The organism is Streptomyces sp. NPDC001728, assembly GCF_040297565.1.
GTDB lineage: Bacteria > Actinomycetota > Actinomycetes > Streptomycetales > Streptomycetaceae > Streptomyces.
In genome coordinates this window covers 1-16,847 of record NZ_JBEOZK010000016.1, presented here as the reverse complement: position 1 = coordinate 16,847, position 16,847 = coordinate 1, and the positions used below count along the sequence as shown (strand labels likewise).

Genomic DNA, 16,847 nt, shown 5'->3' with positions numbered 1-16,847 from the left:
GAAGTCAGGGGCGCGCACCGGTGATGTCCCGGGCGCGGGCGAGCGCCCGGCGCTCGATGCGGTCGTGCTCGGCGAGTGCGTCGAGGTACACGCCGTCGAGCTCGTTGCGGTACTCGGTCTCCAGTGCCCGGCCGGTCTTCCCCAGGCCGCTCTTCACGGCGCAGGTGGCCTCGGCCACCGCCAGCCTCACTTCGGCGGCGAACGCCCGCTGTTCGTCGGCGGCCCCGGGAGCCGTTCCGGTGTCCCGGGCGGTGGCCCGCACGGCGGCGCCGTGGGCGGCGTCGGGGTCCGGGTACGGGTGCCCCCCGCTCCTCATGCAGCGGGACCACGCGGTGACGGCACTGGTGAAGCGGGGGTCGTTCCGCAGTTCGGCGCCGTACAGCGGGGTCAGGTTCGCGGCGATCTTGTCGACGCGGAACCAGGTGGCCCGGTCCCCGTACAGCCCTTCGAGTGCCGTTCCGTGGCACCCGCCCAACTGGCTGCTGATCGTCCCGCCGCCGGGGACGCGTACCGAAAGGGTGGGTGTGCCCGGCCCGCCGTACAGCGCTTCGGTGTAGGCGATGAGCCGCTGTCCGGTCAGCCCGTTGCGGTGGATCAGATTGGGGTCGGAGCGCTTGGCGGCGAGCTCCTTGTACCTGAGCCGACTGCCGTAGCCGTGCTCGCGCGCCCATGCCACGTCATCCAGGACGTAGCCGACGCCCCGGCTCTCCTCCTCGGAGAGCCGGGGCACGGTCCAGTACGGGATTCCCCGGCCGCGCATGCATCGCTTGACGAGCAGTTGATCGGCGCGGTCGAGCAGAGCCCGTTCGGATGCGCTCAACTCGGCGGATTCCGAAACCTTCCCGTTCGGCGCCGCCGCCTCCGCACCCGCCGTGCCTCCGGCACCTGGGCCGGGCGACGGCGCGCACGAGAGAAGCACACTTCCAGCGAGAGCCGTGGCCGTTCCCAGTGCCAGTGCCGCGAGTGTGTGTCGCACGGTGTCCCCCTCCGGTCCGTGACACCACCTTCGCGGGACGGGGCGCCGCGGGGTACCTCGGAGGTCCGAGGGCGGGGGCGACGGACCGGGGGAGCCAGGGGGACTGCCGGTGCCCGGAGCTGCGGATCAGCAGCTCGGCAGCCACTTCAGGGAGCGTACGGTGACGGCACCTTCCAGATTCCGTGTCTCGGCGGTCCGCAGGCAACCCAGCGGGTGGTGGTAGCCGGCGTCCCGGTAGAACCGGAGGTCGTCCAGCGGATCGCCCGGGTAGCCGTTGTTGAAGGCGGACCGGGGGGCGGAATCGCGGCCCCAGTCACAGATGATGATCCCGGCCTGCCAGTCCACCTCGTTGTCGAACCAGGCGCACATCTCTCCTTGGCCGTCCCGCTCGGTGAAGAAGCAGGCGTGGCCGATCGGACAGCGGGCGTATCCCTGCGCCGCCTCTGCCGACGGTGCGTCCCGCAGCGTGACAAAGCCGAGGGCGACGGCTACCGCTGTCGTCCCGGCGGCCATGGCCAGGCGCCGGGCCCTGCCGGGTCCGGACAGGCCGCGCGAGCGGTGCGCACGGGCCATGCGGCGAAGCCGGGGGAACCGTAGTGTCCGCCCCGCAGACGCCTCCCTGACCCGGCGCACCAGGGACGTCGCGTCGTGCGTCGCGCGCTCCTCGTGCGTGCGGCTCAGGCAGTCCGTGACGACCTCGCGCCAGGAGGGCGGGAGGTCGGGGGAGAGGCGTAGTTCCTCCTCACCGCGCGCATACCGCACGGCCGCGTCCCGCCGGGCCGCCGATGTGCCGCCGGGGAGGGGGAAGGAGCCGGTGAGGACCAGGTGGGCCAGGACGCCGAAGGCCCAGACGTCCGAGGTGGGCCGCACCCGCATGCCCCGCTCGCCGATCTCCGTCCACAGCAGCTCCGGCGGCGTGTAGTCGGGGGTGCAGAGACCCGGGCCGTACGCGTGCGTGCCGTCCAGTTCCCCAGCGGTGCTGAAGTCGCCGAGCCGGACACCGCCGTCCTTCATCAGCAGGACGTTGCCGGGTTTGAGGTCGCCGTGCACCCAGCCCGCCGTGTGCAACTGCTCCAGGCCCTCGCAGACCTGGAGGAGCAGCGCGGGGCCGGTGGGCGGTGGGTTCCCCGAGAGCAGCGACCCGAGGGAGCGCTCCGCCTCCTCCAGTACGAGCACGGTGGCGCCGTCGAGTTCCGGGTGTTCCGGGTCGTCGACGGTCAGCGTCTCGTGCAGCCGGATCAGGCGCGGCGACCGCAGCCGTCTCAGTAATCGCACCTCCCGCTCGGCCAGTTCGCGCAGATGCCGCAGCTGACGGGGGGTGTGGGTGCCGGTGGGGAGGAACTTGAGCGCGGCCCGGGGCGGGAGGACGGCGTCGGGGCCGGCGGGGGGAGCGGCGCTCGGAGCCGTCCGGCGGGCCGCGTACACGCTGGCGAACGCCCCCGCCCCCAGTGGTCGTTCGACCGTCCAGGCGCCGACCCGGTATCCGGCCGGCACGGTCAGCGGGAAGCCGCTCACCGGGTCCGCACCAGGGCCGCCGCCGTCACGTCCGCAGCTTCCGGCAGGGGCTCCGCGGGTGCCGTGAGCGCGCCCAGGTGTTCTTCGTGTACGAGGTCGAAGCGGAGGGCGAGCGAGACCAGGGACTCCTTCTTGCCGTTCAGGCGCGGGCCCCTGTCGGCCGTCTCCGGGCCCGGTTTGAGCCGGAGCTTCACGGCCAGGTAGTCGATGTTCCACTGGACGGCGGCGCGGTTCGCCGTCGGCCACACCGGCCGGAGCCGCTCCACGATCGCGTCGGCCGTCGGCGGGGGCGCGTGCGGCGCGCCGCGGAGCCGGGGCTCGCACAGGGCGGCGAGCACGAGGAAGTACCGCTTGGAACGGTCGAGGGGGAACGGCAGCGCCGTCGGCTCGCCGTCCTCGGCCGTGCCCGCGCGGTCCGCGTAGTCGTGGCGGGGTGCCCAGACGCCGAAGTCCACGAGTTCGCTCCCCGCGGGCAGCACGACCCGGGAGAACTCGAACGGCACCGGGGCGTCGACCCGGCCCGGCGCGATCTTGATGTGTTCCCCCGCGCCCTCCGGGTTCTCGACGACATAGGTGGAGGAGGCACTTGAATTGCTGAGCGTCCAGTAGGTCCCGGTGGCCCCGATCTCTCCGGCCGTACGGGACACCCCCGGGTGCGGGATGTCCAGATGGGGCGGCCCACCGGCGGCGGGAGGGACGGCACGGCCGAAGCGGAGCCTCTCGCCGGGCGCCAGTCTGAACTGGTCCGCTGAGGCCGCGGCGGGTGCGGGCACCACGATGATGGTGTACATGACGCTTCCTTTCCCCGGGGGCTGCGCCGTCAGGCTAGGAAGCGGCGATAAACGAACGCAGAACGTCACCGCGGGTGTCCGAGGGGTCACGCGGGCCCCGGCGGCGACGGATCCGCCGATCGGGTGGACTCTGGTCTAATGGGTTGCTCTTTTGTCGACCACCGGTAGTGGGGGCGTGGTGTTGGACGTACAGAACAGGTCCGCCGAGGAGGCCGTCACCGGCGTTACCGGCCCCGCCGGCACCAAACCGCCGGACGGCCCCCCGCCCGCCCCGCTCCGCCCGTACCTGATCCTCGCGGGCGTCCTGTGCGGCCTGTACTTCCTGTACTCGTGGGTGCAGTACGCGCATTTCCGCACCCCGTCCTGGGACCTCGGGATCTTCGGGCAGTCGGTCAGGGCGTACGCGGAGTTCCGGGCCCCCGTCGTCGACATCAAGGGCCCCGGATTCCAGATACTCGGCGACCACTTCAGCCCCGTCACCGCGCTCCTCGCGCCGCTGTACTGGATCTGGCCGTCACCGGTCGCGCTGCTCTTCGCGCAGGCCGCGCTGTTCGCCGCCGGAGCCGTCGTCGTCGGCCGCACCACCCAGCAGCTCCTGGGCAGCCGGGCCGCGGGCATCGGGCTCACCGTCGCGTACGGGCTGTCCTGGGGGCTCCAGGAAGCGGTGAAGTCAGACTTCCACGAGATAGCCTTCGCCGTCCCGCTGCTCGCCCTGACCTGCCGTGCGCTGCTCCTCGGGCGCTGGACCGCCGCCGTCGCCTGGGCCGCCCCGCTGGTCCTGGTCAAGGAGGACATGGGGCTGACCGTCGCCATGGTCGGCGCGGTGCTGTTCCTGAAGGGGCAGAAGCGGCTCGGCGCGGCCGTGGCCGGTTTCGGCGTGGCCGCCTTCGCCCTGACCGTCCTCGTCCTGATCCCGGCGGCGAGCCGGGTCGGCGAGTACGACTACTGGTCCAAGATCGAGAAGACCGGGCAGGGCGCCGAGACCTCCTTCGGGCAGGTCATCGGTGACGCGCTCGCCTCGGGCGAGCGCTGGGAGATGGTGTTCTACCTGCTCGCCATCACCGGCTTCCTGGCCCTGCGGTCGCCGCTGATCCTGCTCGTCCTGCCCACGCTCGGCTGGCGCTTCCTCTCCCAGGACCCGAACCACTGGGGCATGCACTGGCACTACAGCGCGATCCTGATGCCGGTCGTGTTCCTGGCCCTGGTGGACGGCGTCCGCTCGGTACGCACCTCACCGCGCGCGTGGCTCGTCTCGTACGGGAAGGTCGTCGTCCCGGTCGCGACGGCGGTCGCGCTCGTCCTCGCCGCGAACCTGCCGCTGCGCGAGCTGATGAAATCGGAGACGTACCGGACGGACACCCGCACCGTGCAGGCGCGGGCCGCCGTCGACGCGGTGCCGGACGGGGTGAGCGTGGAGGCGGACGTCTCGCTCCTCGCGCACCTCACGGCGGACCACCGGGTCTACTGGGTGGGCACCTCGGGGGACGTCGATCCGGACTATCTCGCCTTCGATCTGCGCGGCTGGTCGCAGCAGGTCTCCGACCCGGTGCAGCTGGCCTCGCAACTGCATCCGGAGGCGCGGTACGAGATCGTCCACCGCTCGGACGGCTTCGCGGTGCTCAAGAAGGTGTGAGACGCGGAAACGACCGGGGGCCCGGTTCCATCGGAACCAGGCCCCCGGTCGTGCGGTGCTCAGTACTGCTGCTGGTTCCGCTTGAACCAGGCGGCGGCGTCGGCCTTCGCGAAGAAGACGATGAGCAGGATGCCGAGAACGAGGCTGAGCAGGGCGAAGACGTTCGCGCCGAGCAGGTTCACGAGGCTTCCGACGGTCACCAGCGAGCCGTAGACGATGCCCGAGATGCGGATGCCGTTGCCGCCGGAGCGAATCTTGATCGCCGTGACGATGGCCCAGACGCCGAACGCGATGCCGATGACACCGACGACGATCATGGTGCCGGTCAGGATCGACGAGACGTCCTGGCCCTGGCTGTCGAGCTCGGGGGAGCTGGCGATCTGGTCGGCGAGCCAGCCGCTGGCCACAACGGCGATCAGGCCGAACAGCGCCTGGAAGACGCCGAGGATCCACAGGATCACGCGGTTCGCCTTCACGCCGCCCGGCATGACCATGGCCGCCCCCGGGTAGCCGCCGCCGTACGGCGAGACCGGCGGAGCCGCTGGGTAGCCGTAGCCCTGCTGCGGCGGCACGCCCTGCGGGGCCTGCTGCGGGTAGCCGTAACCGGGCTGCTGCTGGCCCTGGCCCTGCGGCTGGCCGTAAGGGTTGTTCGGGTCGCCGAAGCTCATTCCGGGATTCCTCCGTGAATTCTCTGTGCGGGGGACGACGCGGCCCGCGCGGAGGACTTTTCACGGCATGTGAGCGGAATCCCCCCGGCACTTTCCGCGGTACTACGCGGATCATCGTCGTCGCAACGTCGACTTTTTGTCCAGTCGTTACCCGGAGTGGTTGCGCGGGGGCGAGTTCCCGGGCCGTACGGCCGGGTGCCCGGAGCGAGCGAATTGGAACAAGGCGGGGGTCATCCGGGAGGATGTCTCCATGAGCGCCCAGATTCTCGATGGCAAGGCCACCGCAGCCGCGATCAAGTCCGATCTGACCGTCCGTGTGGCGGCCCTCAAGGAGCAGGGCATCACACCCGGACTCGGCACCGTCCTCGTCGGCGACGACGCGGCCAGCCAGAAGTACGTGGCCGGCAAGCACCGGGACTGCGCGGAGGTCGGCCTCGCCTCGATCCAGCGCACCCTGCCCGCCGACGCCACGCAGGAGGAGATCGAGGCGGTCGTCCGGGAGCTCAACCAGGACCCGGCCTGCACCGGGTACATCGTCCAGCTCCCGCTGCCCAAGGGCATCGACGAGAACCGCATCCTGGAGCTGATGGACCCCGCCAAGGATGCGGACGGTCTGCACCCGACCAACCTCGGCCGGCTCGTCCTCAACGAGCCCGCCCCGCTGCCCTGCACGCCGAACGGCGTCATCACGCTGCTCCGCCGCCACGGCGTCGAGATCAACGGCGCCGAGGTCGTGGTCGTCGGACGCGGTGTCACCATCGGCCGCCCGATGCCGCTGCTGCTCACCCGCCGCTCGGAGAACGCGACCGTGACCCAGTGCCACACCGGCACCCGGGACCTCGCCGCCCACCTGCGCAACGCCGACATCATCGTCGCGGCGGCCGGTGTGCCGCACCTGATCAGGCCGGAGGACGTGAAGCCGGGCGCCGCCGTCCTCGACGTCGGCGTCTCGCGCAACGGCGAGGGCAAGATCGTCGGCGATGTGCACCCGGGCGTCGCCGAGGTGGCCGGCTGGATCTCCCCGAACCCCGGCGGTGTCGGCCCGATGACCCGCGCCCAGCTCCTCGTCAACGTCGTCGAGGCCGCGGAGCGCGCGGCCGCGGCGCTCTGACGTGACCTCGGGGAACCCCGGGATCCCGGGAAGCCCGGGAACGCCGGGATTCGAGGACGGAGCGGATGCCGCCGAGGCCTCGGCGGAGGCCGGGCGGAAGCGGCCGGCGGCCGTCACCACCGACACCGCGCGGCCCGAGGGCGGCGGTCGTGCCGCCCCCGGGGACGCCTCCGCGCCCGCCCGCCAGTGGCCGCTGCTCACCGTGCTCACGCTGGCCGGGATCGGGCTGCTCGTGGTGGGGACGGATCCGTTCCCGCAGGCCTTCCGGGTCGGGGCGATGCTGATCGGGGCCGCACTCCTGGTGGGCGCCGTGATGCGCCGGGTGCTGCCCTCCGTGGGCATGCTGGCCGTCCGGTCCCGCTTCACGGACATGATCACCTACGGGGTGATGGGCGGCCTGATCGTGCTGCTCGCGCTCATGGTGCAGCCCGAGCCCTGGCTGAAGATCCCGTTCCTGGAGGAAGTCCTCCACCTCACGGTGACCTAGGGCCTGGACCCGGACCCGGTCCGCAGCATTTGAGACACGGCGCCCGCCCTCTCCCCCGTGGGAGGGCGGGCGCCGCTGTGATCAAGGGTCATGTACGCGCCAATGTGGCGGCAAGTCCCGTCGGGTCGCTGTGGCACGGAAGTGACCATTCCGCTACCTCGGATCCGCATCGGGGGCGCGCGCCGCCTCCGGACCTGCCATTCTTCGGGAAAGCAGGGAGTCGCGAGGGGTACGGGACAAGGGGGACCGCACATGCCTGGCTGGAAGGCGCTGCCCGACGAACTCGACCCGGACGTGCGCGCGTTCACCGAGCTGCTCCGCCGCCTCGTCGACCGCAGCGGCCTCGCCGTCACGGCCGTCGCCGAACGTACCGGGCATGAACGAGCTTTGTGGGACGCGTTCCTGAATGCCCGGCAACCCGTGCCTCGTGGCGCTGTCGTGGCGCTCGCCGACGTGACCGGAAGCGACGCGGGCGGCCTCGCGGCCCACTGGGAGCGGGCGGAGCGGGCGTGGTCCGGCCGGGTCGGGGGTGACCGTGACGACGGTGACGGCAGGGTCGACTCTGGCCGTCGGGTCGGCGGTGATCGCAGGGTCGACTCTGGCCGTCGGGTCGACGCTGATCGCAGGGTCGACTCTGGCCGTCGGGTCGACGCTGATCGTCGGGACGAGGACGACCGCACCCTGCAGATCCGGCGCATCGACCTGCCGGACCAGGCGCCCGGTCCCTCGCCACGCCCGGCGACGCCCGTACCGACGCCCTCACCCTCGCCCCGGATCCCCACTCCCACTCCCGCTCCCGCCGTCGCCCCCGTTCCCCCCGCTCCCGCATCCCGTCCCCGGCGCGTCCTGCTCTACACCGTCGGCACGCTCGGCGCCCTGCTCGTCGTCGCCGCCGCCCTGCTCCTCGTCGACCTGGGCGGTTCCGGCGGCCCGGACGACCGCGCGACCGCCCCGCCGCCCACGACCGTCCCGCCCACCACCGTGCGCCCCAGCCTCCCCCCGGGCGTGAAGTGCGGGGGCGCCGACTGCGCGGGGCGGGATCCGGAGGTCATGGGCTGTGGTGGCGAGCTCGCCACGACCGTCGCACGCGCGCGCGTGGGCGCCGCCCTGATCGAGGTCCGCTACAGCGGCACCTGCGGGGCCGCGTGGGCCCGGATCACCGGGGCCGCCCCCGGTGACACGGTGAGCGTCGAGGCCGCGGGCGCCGTCCGGAACGCCACCGTCGCCCCCGACGCCGACACGACCGCGGCGGAAACCGACGCGTACACCCCGATGGTCGCCGTCGGATCCGGCCAGGCGGCACGGGCCTGCGGCGCCCTCGCGAACGGCCGCGAGGGCTGCACCACGGACGACTGAAGGGCGGTTGACGTGCGGCCGGGGAGCCGGCGGACGGCGGACGGACACCCGCCCGGCCACGCGGACGGACGCGCGCGCGGACGGGCGGCAGTGAGCCGGACCACAAGGGGGTGGGGATTCACGGGGGCCCGGGTCGGATAGCCTGACCGCTGGATATCTCTTCATGTCGAGACACCGATCGATCAAGAGAGCTATCCCGCACCAGGGGCAGGGACCCCCACCGCCAGCTGTCTTACGGAGATCGCCATGACCCGCACTCCCGTGAATGTCACCGTGACCGGCGCGGCCGGCCAGATCGGCTACGCGCTGCTCTTCCGCATCGCCTCCGGCCACCTGCTCGGCGCGGACGTGCCGGTCAAGCTGCGCCTCCTCGAGATCCCGCAGGGCGTGAAGGCCGCCGAGGGCACCGCCATGGAGCTCGACGACTGCGCCTTCCCGCTGCTCAAGGGCATCGACATCTTCGACGACCCGAACCAGGGCTTCGAGGGCGCCAACGTCGCGCTGCTGGTCGGCGCCCGCCCGCGTACCAAGGGCATGGAGCGCGGCGACCTGCTCGCCGCCAACGGCGGCATCTTCAAGCCGCAGGGCAAGGCCATCAACGACCATGCCGCGGACGACATCAAGGTCCTGGTCGTGGGCAACCCGGCCAACACCAACGCCCTGATCGCCCAGGCCGCCGCCCCGGACGTGCCGGCCGAGCGCTTCACCGCGATGACCCGTCTGGACCACAACCGCGCGCTGACGCAGCTGGCCCAGAAGACCGGCTCCTCGGTCGAGGACATCAAGCGCCTCACCATCTGGGGCAACCACTCGGCGACCCAGTACCCGGACATCTTCCACGCGGAGATCGCCGGCAAGAACGCCGCCGAGGTCGTGGGCGACGAGGCGTGGCTGGCCGACACCTTCATCCCGACCGTCGCCAAGCGCGGCGCCGCGATCATCGAGGCCCGTGGCGCGTCCTCCGCCGCCTCCGCGGCGAACGCCGCCATCGACCACGTCCACACCTGGGTCAACGGCACCGCCGCGGGCGACTGGGCCTCCATGGGCATCCCGTCGGACGGCTCGTACGGCGTGCCGGAGGGTCTCATCTCCTCCTTCCCCGTCACCTGCGTCGACGGCACGTACGAGATCGTCCAGGGCCTGGAGATCAACGACTTCTCCCGCACCCGCATCGACGCCTCCGTGGCGGAGCTCGCCGAGGAGCGCGAAGCGGTCCGCGAGCTCGGCCTCATCTGAGCCCAGCCCTGATCCGGGCCTGGCCTCAGAGAGGTCAGGCCTGATCCGAGCCCCGCTCCACCAGGGCTCCATCTGCCCGGCGCCCCCGGACCGTACGACCGACCGTACGGCCCGGGGGCGCCGTCACGTCTGCCGACAGGGGCACCCCGGCTCCCCTGTGCTGCGGCACGCCCCCGGCCGCGTACCGCCGTCGTCGTGGGTGCGGCGGCGGCCGGAGCGGGAACAGCGCACCCCCGAAGCCCGCTGTTCCCGTTCCGGCCGTGCTCAGGGCGTCCCGCCGCCCCTGAGCCCCGTCGCGAGGGCCGACAGGTCCCGTGCCGCGCGCAGCAGCAGTCCGTCGCCGAAGGTGACGCGGGTCGCCCCGAGCCGACCGAGTTCGGCGAAGGACGGGCCGCCCGGGAGGGCGAGGGCGTTGAGCGGCAGGTCGCCGAGGGCGGCGCGCAGCGCCGGGAGGTCGGCCGGCGGGGCGGCGATCGGGTAGACGCAGTCCGCGCCCGCCTCGGCGTAGAGCCGGGCGCGGACGAGCGCGTCGGCCGCGGGCTCGGCCACCCCCCGGATGTACGTGTCCACGCGCGCGTTGAGGAAGAGTCCGGGTCCCGCCGCCGCCCGTACCTCCGCCAGCCGGTCGGCGTGCGCCCGCGGGTCCTGGAGACGGCCGTCCGGTCCGGTGTCCTCCAGGTTCACGCCGACGGCCCCCGACTCCCGTACGCGCTCGACGAGTTCGGCCGGAGCGAGCCCGTACCCGCCCTCCAGGTCCGCCGTGACGGGTACGGAGACGGCGCGGACGATCCGAGCCACGGCGGCGAACATCTCCGCCGCCGGGGTCGCCCCGTCCTCGTGGCCGAGGGAGGCGGCGATCCCGGCGCTCGGCGTCGCGAGCGCCGGGAATCCGGCGGCTTCGAAGACGCGGGCGCTGACCGCGTCCCAGGGGCCTGGCAGGACGAGCGGATCGTCCGCCGGCCGGTCCCGGTGCAGGGCGCGCAGGGTGGCCGTACGCCCCTCTCCGCTCCCGCTCCCGCTCGCGTTTCCGCTCACTTTCACGTTCACGCCGAGCGCGGGGTGTAGTGGCCGGGCGTCATCCGGGTGGTGACGGCGATCCGGTTCCAGGCGTTGATGACGACGATCGCGCCGATGACCCGGGCGAGTTCGGTCTCGTCGAACTGCGCGGCGGCGACGGCGTACACCCCGTCGGGGACGGAGCCGTCGGTGAGGACGGTGACGGACTCGGTGAGCGCGAGGGCGGCCAGTTCGCGTTCGGTGTAGAAGTGCCGGGACTCCTCCCAGGCGTTGAGCTGCACGATCCGCTCGACGGTCTCGCCCTCCGCGAGCGCGTCCTTGGTGTGCATGTCGATGCAGAACGCGCAGCGGTTGATCTGCGAGGCCCGGATCTTGATCAGGTGGTACAGGGTCGGGTCGATGTCCTTCGCGGCGGCCTTCTCCAGGTGGAGCATGGCCCGGTAGAACTCGGGGACGCGCTCGGCGAGGGGGAGCCGGGGGGCGTGCTCGTGGGCGTACTCGGCCGGAGCGGCGACGGTGGCGGTGAGGTCCGTGTGCGTGGTCATGGCTTCACCGTACGAGTCGGGTGGCACAGGGGTATGGTCCATTTCCATGGCAAACGAGTGGGCCGCTTTCGGGGCGGATCTCCATCTGGAACTGCGCGGACCGCGTCTGCGGGCCGGCCTCATGGACGCCCTGCGGGAGGCGGTGCGCAGCGGGCGGCTGGAGGCCGGCACCCGGCTGCCGTCCTCCCGTTCTCTCGCCGCCGACCTCGGCATGGCCCGCAACACCGTCGCCGACGCCTACGCCGAACTGGTCGCCGAGGGCTGGCTGACGGCCCGCCAGGGCTCCGGCACCCGAGTCGCCCGCCGCGCGGAACCGCGCAGGGCGGGACCGGCCAGGGCGGAACCGCGCCGGGCGGGACCGGTCGGTGCGGGCCCGGGCAGCGCGCACTCCCGGACGACGTCCGCGCCGCCCGCCCTCTCCCTCCCGCGCACCTCCGCGCCCGCGCACAACCTCAAGGCCGGCACCCCCGACCTCGCGTCCTTCCCGCGCGCCGAATGGCTCAAGGCCTATCGGCGGGCCCTCACCGCCGCCCCCAACGAGGCCTTCGGATACGGCGATCCGCGCGGCCGGATCGAACTCCGCACGGTCCTCGCCGAGTACCTGGCCCGCGCCCGGGGCGTGTACGCACGGCCCGAACGGATCGTGATCTGCGCGGGGTTCGTGCACGGACTGACGCTGATGGGCCAGGTGCTGCGCGCGAGGGGCGTACGGGACGTGGCGGTCGAGTCGTACGGCCTCGGGCTGCACGCCGGACTCCTCACCGGGGCGGGCCTCGGGACCCCGGCGCTTCCCTTCGACGGACGCGGCACCCGGGTCGAGGAGCTGGCGGACGGGGACGCCGGAGCCGTGCTCATGACCGCCGCCCATCAGTTCCCGCTCGGCGGCGCGCTGCCGCCGGACCGGCGGGCGGCGGTCGTCGACTGGGCGCGGAGCTCGGGCGGATACGTCCTGGAGGACGACTACGACGGCGAGTTCCGCTACGACCGGCAGCCGATAGACCCTACGCCCTGGGAACTCGGGGAACGTCGCAGTTCACGCCAGAGGTTGCCTGTTGGGGCGCTACAGGCACTGGACGCGGAACGCGTCGTCTACATGGGCACCGCTAGCAAGTCTCTGGCCCCGGGCCTCAGGTTGGGGTGGATGGTTGTTCCCGACGCCTTGGCGGGGGAAGTCGTCGCGACCATGGAGCCGGCGATGATGCCTGGTGTTCCGGATCAACTCGCCCTCGCCGAGTTCATCCGGTCCGGCTCCTATGACCGCCACGTTCGGAGGATGCGGCTGCACTACCGGCGACGGCGCAACGAGCTGATCGGCAGGCTTGCGGCGGAAGCGCCACACCTTCGGGTGTCCGGGGTTGCTGCGGGACTGCACATCGTCCTGGAGCTTCCCCCCGGTACCGAACAGGACGTGATCCGCTCGGGGGCATGGCAGGGGCTCGCGCTACAGGGGCTTGGCCACTTCCGTCGCCCTGATGCCGTCGGTTCACGTCCGGACGGTCTCGTGCTCGGCTACGGCACTCCGTCAGACAGTCAGTGGGCGGGGGCGCTCGATGCGCTGATGCGTGCACTACCGGAGCCCTGACATATGGCGAAGCCCCGCCCGACACGTGGCCAGACGGGGCGTTCTGTTGTCTCCGGGGCCTACCGGGCAGCGTCGATGTCTGCCCCGAGCGACCGTGAGCTAGCCGAACGGTTCGGTGTGGCCCGGATGACCGCGCGCCGAGCAGTCGGGGAACTTCGGGAACGTGAACTCGTCCGGACCGAATGGGGGCGCGGGACGTTTGTGGTCGGCCCCGTCGGCTCGGGCAGCGAGGACGACGACCAGGCCGACGCGTAGACCGCTTGGGGTTCAGCGGTGCGGAAGGTCCACCGCTTCCCACGAGTGGCCGCACCCGTGACCCGTCGGCAGGGTGCAGGCGGTCCGCTCCAGTCGGGGAAGCGTCTCGCCTTCCGCTACGCAGATCGTGAGGCGGACGTAGCTGACTAGTCGGTCTCGTCGTCCCACTTCACCCACAGTTCCGGGTCCGCGCCGGGGGCGAACCTGGATTCGGCGTGCTGGTCGCCGTGGTTCTTGCCGAGTTCGCAGCAGCCGACCGAGTCATGGAGCCGGGGGTAGTCCTCCTCTTTGGCCCCGGCGTCCCGCATGGCGGTCAGCAGCTCCCCGTGGGGGAGCCGGCGAGTCGTGTCGCAGAGGTACATGGCTGTTCCTTGGCTCTGGATTCAGGAGCCCCGTCCGTGCACCACGGGGGCAGCGCGCGGACGGGGCGGTATGCGGGTGCGGTCTGTACGGGCCGAGCTACGTCGTGCCGTACGGGCACGCGTCGCCCGCTTCGCGCGGGCAGGCGATCACCGACCGGGACACGTACTGACCCGCTTTCGACCAGTAGCCGTAAACGGCGTCCCCTGCCCGTTGCACGGCGGGCGTGTTCCCGGTGGCAAGGGTGGTGGCCGTGTCCATGAGGCTTCGGCGGGAACCCTCCAGCCGCTCGAAAACGGCGTAGTGCTCCTCGTCCATGGGCGGATTCTGCGTCAGCTCCCCTTCGAGCCATGCCACCGCTCGGGCCAGCCCGTCAGGGCCGTACGGGAACGTGTCGGCCACGTGGCTGTCCGGGCGCCGCAGCCAATGCGAAATCTCGATGGGCGGGTAGTTGGCGGGGGCCGTAGCTCGGCGGGTATCCGCGTCCGAATACTTCCGTCCCGTGTACGCGTACGCGTGCCAGTGCGCTGTCACGCTCGGAGCGTACGAGTCAGGGGGCCTCTCCTCACGCGACACCCTTTGCCATCCTTCGAACGGGTTCGGTCAGGTCGTCGGGCGTCATCGTGAGCAGTGCGCCGAGCAGGTACTTGCGTGCTCGCTCAATGGCGGGGCCTGGGGTGTCGAGCAGTTCAGCGGGAGGGATCTCGGACCGAAGCGCGGGGTCCGCGAGCGCTTGTGCCAGGACCTCGGCCGCTAGACGCTCGGCGAGCCAATGCCGCGTCCGTTCCTTGAGCGCAACAGTCAGGTGAAGCGAGGTTTGCTCGCCCACCGTGTAGGGCGCGTGGATGTAGCCGCGAGGGAGCCAAAAGACGGTTCCGGGCTCAAGGGTGACCGTCTGCGCCGGCGGAGTCGTGGCGAGCCACTGTCGTTCCTCGCGCGTGAACCCCCGTCCCTCAAACGCCCCGTATTCGCCCATGGGGTTCCGCACGATCGGCGGGTGCAGCGGCCACGCTTTCTTGCCCGCTACCTGAATGATGAGCGTCACGTACGGGTCATAGTGGTACGTGAGCCCGTGGCTGCCGGGCGGGGTCATGTACGCGTTGATGTGGACGTGGTACCCGGTTTCCTGCCGGATCTCGTCGCACAGTCGGCTGACCGCCGGTTTGAGCGCCTGGAGATCTCGGAGGGTGATCGTGCCGCCCTGATCAAGGTGGGTGCGGACGGCTCCGGATCGGGGCATGCCGCCCGAGACGTACGTGTCCCGGTCGGTGATCTCGCCGTCTTTCAGCAGCACAACGTTTCGCGCGGCGAGGCAGTGCGCGTCTACGAGCGCGTTGACCTCGGCGAGGGTCAGCAGGTGCGCGAGCGAGTTCGGGTCCCGCTCGAACAGAAGGGGTTCGCTCGGCCACCGAGTCAAGATCTCGGGTACGCCGTCGACCAGGTCAGACAAGGGCATTGAGGCTCCCTGGTAACTGCGAGGGGGAGCGGGGGCCCGCACCCGACCGGTACGGACCCCCGCGTTGCGGCATCAGGCGGACGCGGGGCGCTCGCCGGAGAGCCACGCCTCGGCGAAGGCCGTGAGTTCGGCCTCGCTCATTCGGAGCTGCCGCCCCGTCCCCTCGGGCTTGCTGTCGCCGAGGGCGAAGCCACCGCCGGCCAGGGGGGCCAGAGTGACGCAGCTCTCGGCGTTGGAGGTTCCGCCGTTGCCGCCGCAGAGCGCCGCGAACGGGCCCGTGACCTCGCTGGTGTACAGGTCGCTCATCTAGGGTTCCTCTCGTCTCTGTCACTGATAGGGACTCCGCCCCGCCCTCTGTGATGTCTGGCGAGACCGTCAGAGGGCGGGGCTTCCGTGCTCTCGGCTCGGGACCTTCCCGCAGATGGGGCCGGACCGAGACCACGGAGTCTGTCCGCGGGCCCTGTCCCCGCCCGGGGAGGGACGTGGACGGGACCCGTGGTGCAGCGCCTCCGCCGGTCCGAATCGGTCGGTTCGTAGGGCCGCACGACCCCGCCCGTGTGGACGGGGAAACCTGTAGGACGGCGCGCTACTGCTATACCGGCGGCCCCGGGATGTTCCCCCGGGTGCGGGAGTGATGCCCGCCCGCCATCACGGTTCACGTCGCGTGACAGGGGCGGGAGTTCAGATGCGAGCCAAGGTCGAAGTTCAGGCGGGCCAGGGGTCGGGCGAGACAACTCGGCGGAGTGTCACAGTGGCCAGATGGAGAGCCCGTACCGGGTGCCAAGGTCGGGGAAGACGGTCGACCACGCCTAGCCGGGCCCGTATGTGCTCCCGTGCCGCTTCCTGCTCCTCGGGGTCCGTTGCCCACATGCGCAGCTCGCCGGGGCAGTCGGGGACGCTCACAGAGACGGCGCGCATCGTCGGCTGTACCCACACCGAGTGTTCGGGGTCGGGGTCGAGCCGGTCCGCGATTCGCAGCGCTTCATCACGCAGCCATCGGAGCGCCCATCTCGGTGAGAGCGTCTGGTAACGCCCGAGCAGCCACGGTGCTTCCTGCCCGGTTCCGTACACCAGCCCTTCTGCCCGGTAGGCGAGGGGGCGTGCTTCCCCGGTCATGCGCGACCCCCACGTCGCATCACGTAAGGCCGCTCGATGACCTCGACGTAGCTCGTGTGCTCGGGGTTCTCGCGCAGGTGGGCGAATGTCCAGTCCTGCGCCGTTCTCAGGTCCGTGATCGGGTCGCCCTCGGCGCCGCAAGGAATCGTTCCGTCGTCATCCGTGAACGCCAGACACCGGAAGTGGTGAGTCATTGCCGGGGCGTCGTCGTCCTGGTCGGGCCGTAAGGTCCAGTTGATCAACTCCAGGACTCGGCTCACGACTCCACCGCCGGTACGGGGGTGGTGAGCACGCGGATACGCGCACGCTCTTCCTCGTTCGGGCGACGCAGCTCGGCGGGGGTTGCCGTCCACTTCGTACCCCCGCCCGGGGGCGACAGGTGGACCACGTCACCGTCCCACGCCGTCACCCTTCCGAGTCGGGACGCTCTCTCGGCGGTGTCTGCCGCCATGAACGTTCCGAGGTCGGGAACCGTAGGCGCCGTCTCCGGGCTCGGGCTCGGGCTCGGGCGAGCGTTGTGTTCGGGCACGACCACTCCTCTCCGTAGCGCTTCCACTGCCAGGGGCCGCTAGCGTGGCCCACAGCCGAGTTCCCTTCAACTAGTCAGCATCGAAGGAAGAGTTGTGGCCAACATTCGAGTGCTAGACCCAACGCCGTTCAGTTAGGCGTAGAGGCTGTTCGTCAAGGCCGGTGAACGAGGCAGCGGAGCTGCTGTAGAAGAGGTTTGTCCTCCAAGACATCCT

The 16,847-nt window shown here is 71.6% G+C and carries 18 protein-coding genes; 7 read left to right on the top strand and 11 right to left on the bottom strand.

From position 1 onward, the window contains the following. Window positions 1-4 precede the first annotated feature (4 nt). From ABT154_RS22875 to ABT154_RS22865, 3 genes are all read right to left on the bottom strand, one after another. On the bottom strand, window positions 5-820 hold the full coding sequence (locus ABT154_RS22875; protein ID WP_351858689.1) for a hypothetical protein: 816 nt from the start codon (window positions 818-820) through the stop codon (window positions 5-7). A 282-nt stretch (window positions 821-1,102) separates the two neighbouring features. Next, window positions 1,103-2,491 carry a protein kinase domain-containing protein gene (locus ABT154_RS22870; protein ID WP_351858688.1) on the bottom strand — a complete coding sequence of 463 codons (1,389 nt, stop codon included), beginning with the start codon at window positions 2,489-2,491 and terminating at the stop codon, window positions 1,103-1,105. Next, entirely contained in the window at window positions 2,488-3,282 is a 795-nt protein-coding gene (locus ABT154_RS22865) for an FHA domain-containing protein (RefSeq protein WP_351858687.1), read from the bottom strand. Before ABT154_RS22865 ends, ABT154_RS22870 begins: the two co-directional genes overlap by 4 nt. Window positions 3,283-3,460: 178 nt before the next feature. Between ABT154_RS22865 and ABT154_RS22860 the strand changes: the two genes are divergently transcribed. Next, entirely contained in the window at window positions 3,461-4,915 is a 1,455-nt protein-coding gene (locus ABT154_RS22860; protein ID WP_351858686.1) for a DUF2079 domain-containing protein, read from the top strand. A 59-nt stretch (window positions 4,916-4,974) separates the two neighbouring features. Here the strand turns inward: ABT154_RS22860 and ABT154_RS22855 are convergent, their stop codons facing one another. Further along, window positions 4,975-5,583, bottom strand: a complete 609-nt coding sequence (locus ABT154_RS22855) for a hypothetical protein (RefSeq protein WP_351858685.1) — start codon at window positions 5,581-5,583, stop codon at window positions 4,975-4,977. A 250-nt stretch (window positions 5,584-5,833) separates the two neighbouring features. Here ABT154_RS22855 and ABT154_RS22850 point away from each other — a divergent pair, with 250 nt between their 5' ends. From ABT154_RS22850 to ABT154_RS22835, 4 genes are all read left to right on the top strand, one after another. Continuing rightward, a complete protein-coding gene (locus tag ABT154_RS22850; protein ID WP_351858684.1) occupies window positions 5,834-6,694 on the top strand; it encodes a bifunctional methylenetetrahydrofolate dehydrogenase/methenyltetrahydrofolate cyclohydrolase in 861 nt (286 codons plus the stop codon). Window position 6,695: 1 nt separating this feature from the next. Then, window positions 6,696-7,181 (top strand): DUF3017 domain-containing protein, encoded by a 486-nt coding sequence (locus ABT154_RS22845; RefSeq protein ID WP_502969566.1) that lies wholly within the window; start codon window positions 6,696-6,698, stop codon window positions 7,179-7,181. Between the two features lie 252 nt (window positions 7,182-7,433). After that, on the top strand, window positions 7,434-8,537 hold the full coding sequence (locus tag ABT154_RS22840; protein WP_351858683.1) for a DUF2690 domain-containing protein: 1,104 nt from the start codon (window positions 7,434-7,436) through the stop codon (window positions 8,535-8,537). A gap of 246 nt (window positions 8,538-8,783) precedes the next feature. Continuing rightward, window positions 8,784-9,773: a malate dehydrogenase gene (locus ABT154_RS22835; protein ID WP_351858682.1), complete on the top strand. Its 990-nt coding sequence runs from the start codon at window positions 8,784-8,786 to the stop codon at window positions 9,771-9,773. A gap of 264 nt (window positions 9,774-10,037) precedes the next feature. Here ABT154_RS22835 and ABT154_RS22830 read toward each other — a convergent pair whose 3' ends face one another. Then, window positions 10,038-10,808: an isocitrate lyase/PEP mutase family protein gene (locus tag ABT154_RS22830; RefSeq protein ID WP_351858681.1), complete on the bottom strand. Its 771-nt coding sequence runs from the start codon at window positions 10,806-10,808 to the stop codon at window positions 10,038-10,040. Between the two features lie 8 nt (window positions 10,809-10,816). Beyond that, window positions 10,817-11,335, bottom strand: coding sequence for a carboxymuconolactone decarboxylase family protein (locus ABT154_RS22825; protein ID WP_317879090.1), 519 nt, complete (start codon window positions 11,333-11,335; stop codon window positions 10,817-10,819). 46 nt (window positions 11,336-11,381) lie between these two features. Here ABT154_RS22825 and ABT154_RS22820 point away from each other — a divergent pair, with 46 nt between their 5' ends. Together ABT154_RS22820 and ABT154_RS22815 are read left to right on the top strand one after the other, a co-directional pair. After that, the gene (locus tag ABT154_RS22820) at window positions 11,382-12,917 is read left to right on the top strand and encodes an aminotransferase-like domain-containing protein (protein WP_351858680.1); all 1,536 of its coding nucleotides are present in this window, start codon (window positions 11,382-11,384) and stop codon (window positions 12,915-12,917) included. Window positions 12,918-12,920: 3 nt separating this feature from the next. Further along, on the top strand, window positions 12,921-13,172 hold the full coding sequence (locus tag ABT154_RS22815) for a GntR family transcriptional regulator (protein WP_351858679.1): 252 nt from the start codon (window positions 12,921-12,923) through the stop codon (window positions 13,170-13,172). Window positions 13,173-13,318: 146 nt separating this feature from the next. Here the strand turns inward: ABT154_RS22815 and ABT154_RS22810 are convergent, their stop codons facing one another. The 5 genes from ABT154_RS22810 to ABT154_RS22790 all read right to left on the bottom strand — a co-directional run bounded on the left by ABT154_RS22810 (window position 13,319) and on the right by ABT154_RS22790 (window position 16,364). Then, window positions 13,319-13,534, bottom strand: a complete 216-nt coding sequence (locus ABT154_RS22810; RefSeq protein WP_351858678.1) for a hypothetical protein — start codon at window positions 13,532-13,534, stop codon at window positions 13,319-13,321. A 97-nt stretch (window positions 13,535-13,631) separates the two neighbouring features. Next, window positions 13,632-14,066, bottom strand: coding sequence for a hypothetical protein (locus ABT154_RS22805; protein ID WP_351858677.1), 435 nt, complete (start codon window positions 14,064-14,066; stop codon window positions 13,632-13,634). Between the two features lie 31 nt (window positions 14,067-14,097). Beyond that, entirely contained in the window at window positions 14,098-14,988 is an 891-nt protein-coding gene (locus ABT154_RS22800) for a JmjC domain-containing protein (protein ID WP_351858676.1), read from the bottom strand. A 72-nt stretch (window positions 14,989-15,060) separates the two neighbouring features. After that, the gene (locus tag ABT154_RS22795) at window positions 15,061-15,294 is read right to left on the bottom strand and encodes a DUF397 domain-containing protein (RefSeq protein WP_351858675.1); all 234 of its coding nucleotides are present in this window, start codon (window positions 15,292-15,294) and stop codon (window positions 15,061-15,063) included. An 806-nt stretch (window positions 15,295-16,100) separates the two neighbouring features. After that, complete coding sequence (locus ABT154_RS22790) at window positions 16,101-16,364, bottom strand: DUF7848 domain-containing protein (RefSeq protein WP_351858674.1); 264 nt, start codon at window positions 16,362-16,364, stop codon at window positions 16,101-16,103. Between the last annotated feature and the right edge of the window lie 483 nt (window positions 16,365-16,847).